3 protein-coding genes are annotated in these 4,677 nt (G+C 67.4%); 1 reads left to right on the top strand and 2 read right to left on the bottom strand.

What is annotated here, in order from left to right; all coding sequences use genetic code 11:
- Window positions 1-32 precede the first annotated feature (32 nt).
- A complete protein-coding gene (locus HUW62_RS45850) occupies window positions 33-509 on the top strand; it encodes a hypothetical protein (RefSeq protein ID WP_176438034.1) in 477 nt (158 codons plus the stop codon).
- Window positions 510-580: 71 nt separating this feature from the next.
- On the opposite strand, the gene HUW62_RS45845 is transcribed toward HUW62_RS45850, so the two are convergent.
- Together HUW62_RS45845 and HUW62_RS45840 are read right to left on the bottom strand one after the other, a co-directional pair.
- Window positions 581-3,109, bottom strand: a complete 2,529-nt coding sequence (locus HUW62_RS45845; RefSeq protein ID WP_163863361.1) for a sodium-translocating pyrophosphatase — start codon at window positions 3,107-3,109, stop codon at window positions 581-583.
- A gap of 290 nt (window positions 3,110-3,399) precedes the next feature.
- The coding region (locus HUW62_RS45840) for a hypothetical protein (RefSeq protein WP_255204012.1) at window positions 3,400-4,677 on the bottom strand (1,278 nt) is incomplete at its 5' end.

Genomic DNA, 4,677 nt, shown 5'->3' with positions numbered 1-4,677 from the left:
CCTCCCCTCGAAGGGAGCCGGGCCCCCGCCGGATGGCGCGGCACGTCGCGGACAAGAGCGCCCGGGCGGGCATCCTCTCCCGACCGCTGTTCGAGCGACTTCCCCTGCGCCGGTGGGTGCCCGCCGAGGTCCACACCCTGCTGGACTACCGAGGGGGCGTGGCGGCGCTGGTGGCCGGGCAGCTGTCCAAGGACAGACGGGCGCGTCGGGCGGGGAGGGTGCTGGGGGCGTCGGCCACTGGCGTGTCCCTGTTCACCGACGCCCGGTTGAGTCTGGCCCGGCTCATCCCCATCGAGGCACACGAAATCTTCGACTACGTCCAGGGCACCGCGTTGGCCCTGGCGCCCTTCGTCCTGGGGTACGCCCGGAAGAGCCCCATCACCGCCACGGTGCACGTGCTGCTGGGGCTGTCGTCGCTGGCGGTGGCGCTGGTGACGGACTACCGCTGCCAGACGGGCATGCACCTGGGCGGGGAGTCGAGGACGGACCCGGAAGGCATTGGCGCGTGAAAAGCGAAGCGGCGGGGCCTTTGTGAAGGCACCCCGCCGCTTCCATCACTTCACGAACGCCGGGAGTCGGCTCAGGCCGTCTTCACGGCGGCCTGGGGCTTCGCGTCGGAGGACGACGCGCCGCTGCTGCCGCCGACGCTCTGGATGCGCATCCCGTAGAAGCTGCGATAGACGAACACCGTCGACAGGACGAAGAACACCACGGAGAAGATGCGGGTGAGGTTGCCCTGGCCCGCGGCCTCCAGCTCCACCGCCAGCTCCACCGCCAGCAGGCCGAAGAGGGTGGTGAACTTGATGACCGGGTTGAGCGCCACGGAGGACGTGTCCTTGAACGGGTCGCCGACGGTGTCGCCGACGACGCAGGCCGCGTGCAGCTCCGTGCCCTTGGCCTTCAGCTCCACTTCCACCAGCTTCTTCGCGTTGTCCCAGGCGCCACCGGCGTTGGCCATGAAGACGGCCTGGTAGAGGCCGAAGATGGCGATGGAGATGAGGTAGCCCACGAAGAAGTACGGCTCCAGGCAGGCGAACGCGAGCGTGCTGAAGAAGATGGCGAGGAAGATGTTGATCATCCCCTTCTGCGCGTACTGGGTGCAGATTTCGACCACCTTCTTGGAGTCCGCCACGCTGGCCTTCTCCACGCCCTCCAGCTTGATGTTGGCCTTGATGAACTCCACCGCGCGGTAGGCGCCGGTGGACACCGCCTGCATGGACGCGCCGGAGAACCAGTAGATGATGGCGCCGCCGGTGATGAGGCCCAGGAGGAACGGGGCGTGCAGCAGCGAGAGGAACTGCGTCTTCTCGGTGTTGAGCTGGCCGTTGGTGATTCCGACGAGCAGCACGATGATGGAGAAAATCATCGTGGTGGCGCCGACGACGGCCGTGCCGATGAGCACCGGCTTGGCGGTGGCCTTGAAGGTGTTGCCCGCGCCGTCGTTCTCCTCGAGGAACTGCTTGCCCTTCTCGAAGTCGAGGTCGAAGCCGAAGTCGCGCTTAACCTCCGCCTTCACGTCGGGGACGTTCTCGATGAGGGACAGCTCGTAGACGCTCTGCGCGTTGTCCGTCACCGGGCCGTAGGAGTCCACGGCGATCGTGACCGGGCCCATGCCCAGGAAGCCGAAGGCGACGAGGCCGAAGGCGAACACGGGGGCGGCGATCATCAACTGGCCCACGTCCGCGCCGGGCACGCCGGAGCCGCTGAACCAGAACGCCAGGCCCATCAGGCCGGCGATGATGAGGCCCATCCAGTACGCGGAGAAGTTGCCCGCGACCAGACCGGAGATGACGTTCAGGGACGCGCCACCCTCGCGGCTGGCCGTGACGACCTCGCGAACGTGACGGCTCTCCGTGGAGGTGAAGACCTTGATGGCCTCCGGGATGATGGCGCCCGCCAGCGTGCCGCAGCTGATGATGAGCGACAGCTTCCACCACAGCGTCGGGTCACCGTTCAGGGTGGGGATGAGCAGGTAGCTGACCAGGAAGGTCAGCGCCACGGAGATGAGCGACGTCACCCACACCAGCGCGGTGAGCGGGTGCTCGAAGTTCATGTGGTCCGCGTTCTTGTACTTGGCGGACTGGAACACGTTGTTCAGGCCGTAGGCGGCCAGCGACGCGAGCACCATCACGATGCGCATCACGAAAATCCAGACCAGCAGCTCGACGCGGAAGCCCTCGCCCACGGCCAGCAGGATGAAGGTGATGAGCGCCACGCCCGTCACGCCGTAGGTCTCGAAGCCGTCCGCGGAAGGGCCCACGCTGTCGCCAGCGTTGTCACCGGTGCAGTCCGCGATGACGCCCGGGTTGCGCGCGTCGTCTTCCTTGATTTTGAAGACAATCTTCATCAGGTCGGAGCCGATGTCGGCGATCTTCGTGAAGATGCCGCCGGCGATGCGCAGCGCGGAGGCGCCGAGCGACTCGCCAATCGCGAAGCCGATGAAGCACGAGCCCGCGAAGTCCGCCGGGATGAAGAGCAGGATGGCGAGCATCAGCAACAGCTCGGTGCTGATGAGCACCATGCCGATGGACATACCCGCCTGCAGCGGAATGGCGTACGTGGGGTAGGGCTTGCCTCGCAAGCTGGCGAAGGCGGTGCGGCTGTTGGCGAACGTGTTGACGCGGATGCCGAACCAGGCGACGCCACACGAGCCGGCGATGCCGACGAGGCTCGCCACCAGGATGATGACCACGCGGTCCGCGCCCATGTGGCGCAGGAACCCGAAGTAACCCACCATCACCACGGCGATGAGCGCCCACAGCACGGCGATGAACTTCAGCTGCGTCATCAGGTACGTCTTGCACGTCTCGTAGATGAGCTCGGAAATCTCGAGCATCGCCCGGTGCACGGGCAGGTTCTTGAGCGTGGCGTACTGCATGAAACCGAACACCAGTCCGATAACGCAGACCGCGATGCCGGAGAGCAACAGTTGGTGTCCGTTGATGCTGCCGCCAAAGAATGACTTGGAGGCGAAGTCGGGGAGAACGAGGTCCGCCTCACTGGCGTGGGCGGCGCTGGCGGCGAACACCATCAACAGCCCGAGGGCTTTGACGGCGACACCGGTGACGCCCCTACGCAGGGCGTCCATCCGTGGAACAGTGCGTGTCATGGGGGTGCAACTCCTCACAGAGGCTCGTCCAAAGCGCGGCCCACAACGCCGCGCCCCGGAGTGAACAGGGAGTGGTGTCGAGGGGTTGGCCGCCTGCGAGCGAAGTTGCCGCGCGCCGACGCTTCAGCACAGCCTCGCCCTTCAAGGTGCAACGTCACACGCCTGAAGGCGGGCTCGCGAATAGCATGGACAGGCGCTGAAAGTCGAATTGCGGGGTGTGATTGTCCGCAACTTGATCCAACTGTGAAGGGAGCTGGGAGCCCCGCAACCCGTCAGGTGGTGTGTGTATGTCAGGGCTTCAGACGGAAAAGGAAGCCATCCTGGGGATGCGGGTAAGGGGTTCCCACAGGTTGGACGCGCCGCAGCGCGACAGCGACCAGGGTATTGCCAGATCCATCCACTGACACCGAGCGGGCTGTCGGGGGGAGGGGACTGGAGAAGCCTCGCACCCAAAGGGAGTCTCCCTTTTCAGGCAGGAGGCGGGCGACATAGAGGCCGGCGGGAGAGGGCTTGGGGCCCAAATCCAGACCGCCGTCATGGGTGCCGGTGAGCGTGAGCTGCCCCGCGTCATCCGTGGCGAGCGCCGTGGCGGTGGCTGCGAAGGAGCGCGCCCAGCGCTCTTGTCCGTCCGCGTTGAAGGCCGCCACGAAGCCGTGATGGGCGCCCGCGTCATGAGGTTTGTTCTGAAAGTAGAAGCGGGTGGAGAAGGAGCCTGCCACGAAGACGCGGTCCGGGCCCACCGCCAGCGCGGAGACAGCTCCGGTGGCGCCTCGGAAGTCCCGGCTCCACGCATGCGTGCCATCCGGATGCAGTTTGAGGACGAAGGGAGTGCGTTGGCGCACGGTGAGGAACGAGCCCCCGCCGAAGCACACCGCGCCCGCGTACGCGCCTCCAATATAGATACCGCCGAAGGTGTCCACCGCCGTCGCGCGCGCCGTCACCAGGCCCTGGGGGCCGGCGGACCAGACGCGGCTCCAGCGCGTGTGGGCGTCCGGGCCCAGCCGCACCACGAAGGCGCCGCGGTCGCCGTCGGGCGGCTCGCGCACGGCGTCGCCGAAGTCGCGGGCTCCGGAGAAGTCGCCCACCACCACCACGCCCGAGTCGTCCCGGGCGACGGCGTGCACGGTGAGCGTGCCCTCTCCAGCGAAGCCCTTCACGTGTTCGACGGCGCCGTCGGCCGACAGGCGCGCGATGAAGGGCCCGTCCGGCAGGCGCATGTCGCCCCACTGGGAGCCCGACGCGGCGCCGCCCAGCCAGAGCTTGCCCTGCGTATCGATGATGAGTCCGCCCACGCGCGCGCGGGACGTGCCCCCTCCCGGAGTCAGCCCATGCGCCCAGCGCAGGGCCCCGTCCGGGGAGAAGCGCGCCACCATGAGATGTGGCTGCGTTGCATCCGCACTCCGGTTGAAAGGCAGGGGGCCGCCCCCCACGTCCAAAGGCTCTCGGTATGTCGCCGCGACGAGAACGTCCCCGTCGGGGGCCATCACCGCATGTGGCGCCTCGCTGTCCCCGCTCGCCAACGGGAAAGACCACGCCACTGCCCCCTCGCCCTCGCCACGACCTTCCGC

It is taken from the genome of Myxococcus sp. AM011, from assembly GCF_013372595.1.
Lineage (GTDB): Bacteria > Myxococcota > Myxococcia > Myxococcales > Myxococcaceae > Myxococcus > Myxococcus eversor.
Note: the sequence above shows the minus strand (reverse complement) of the source record. Positions and strands in the feature narration are given on the sequence as shown.

Excerpts from the sequence above, each read along its gene's own strand:
- HUW62_RS45850 (WP_176438034.1), top strand. The coding sequence starts at position 33 with ATGGCGCGGCACGTCGCGGACAAGAGCGCCCGGGCGGGCATCCTCTCC.
- HUW62_RS45845 (WP_163863361.1), bottom strand. The coding sequence starts at position 3,109 with ATGACACGCACTGTTCCACGGATGGACGCCCTGCGTAGGGGCGTCACC.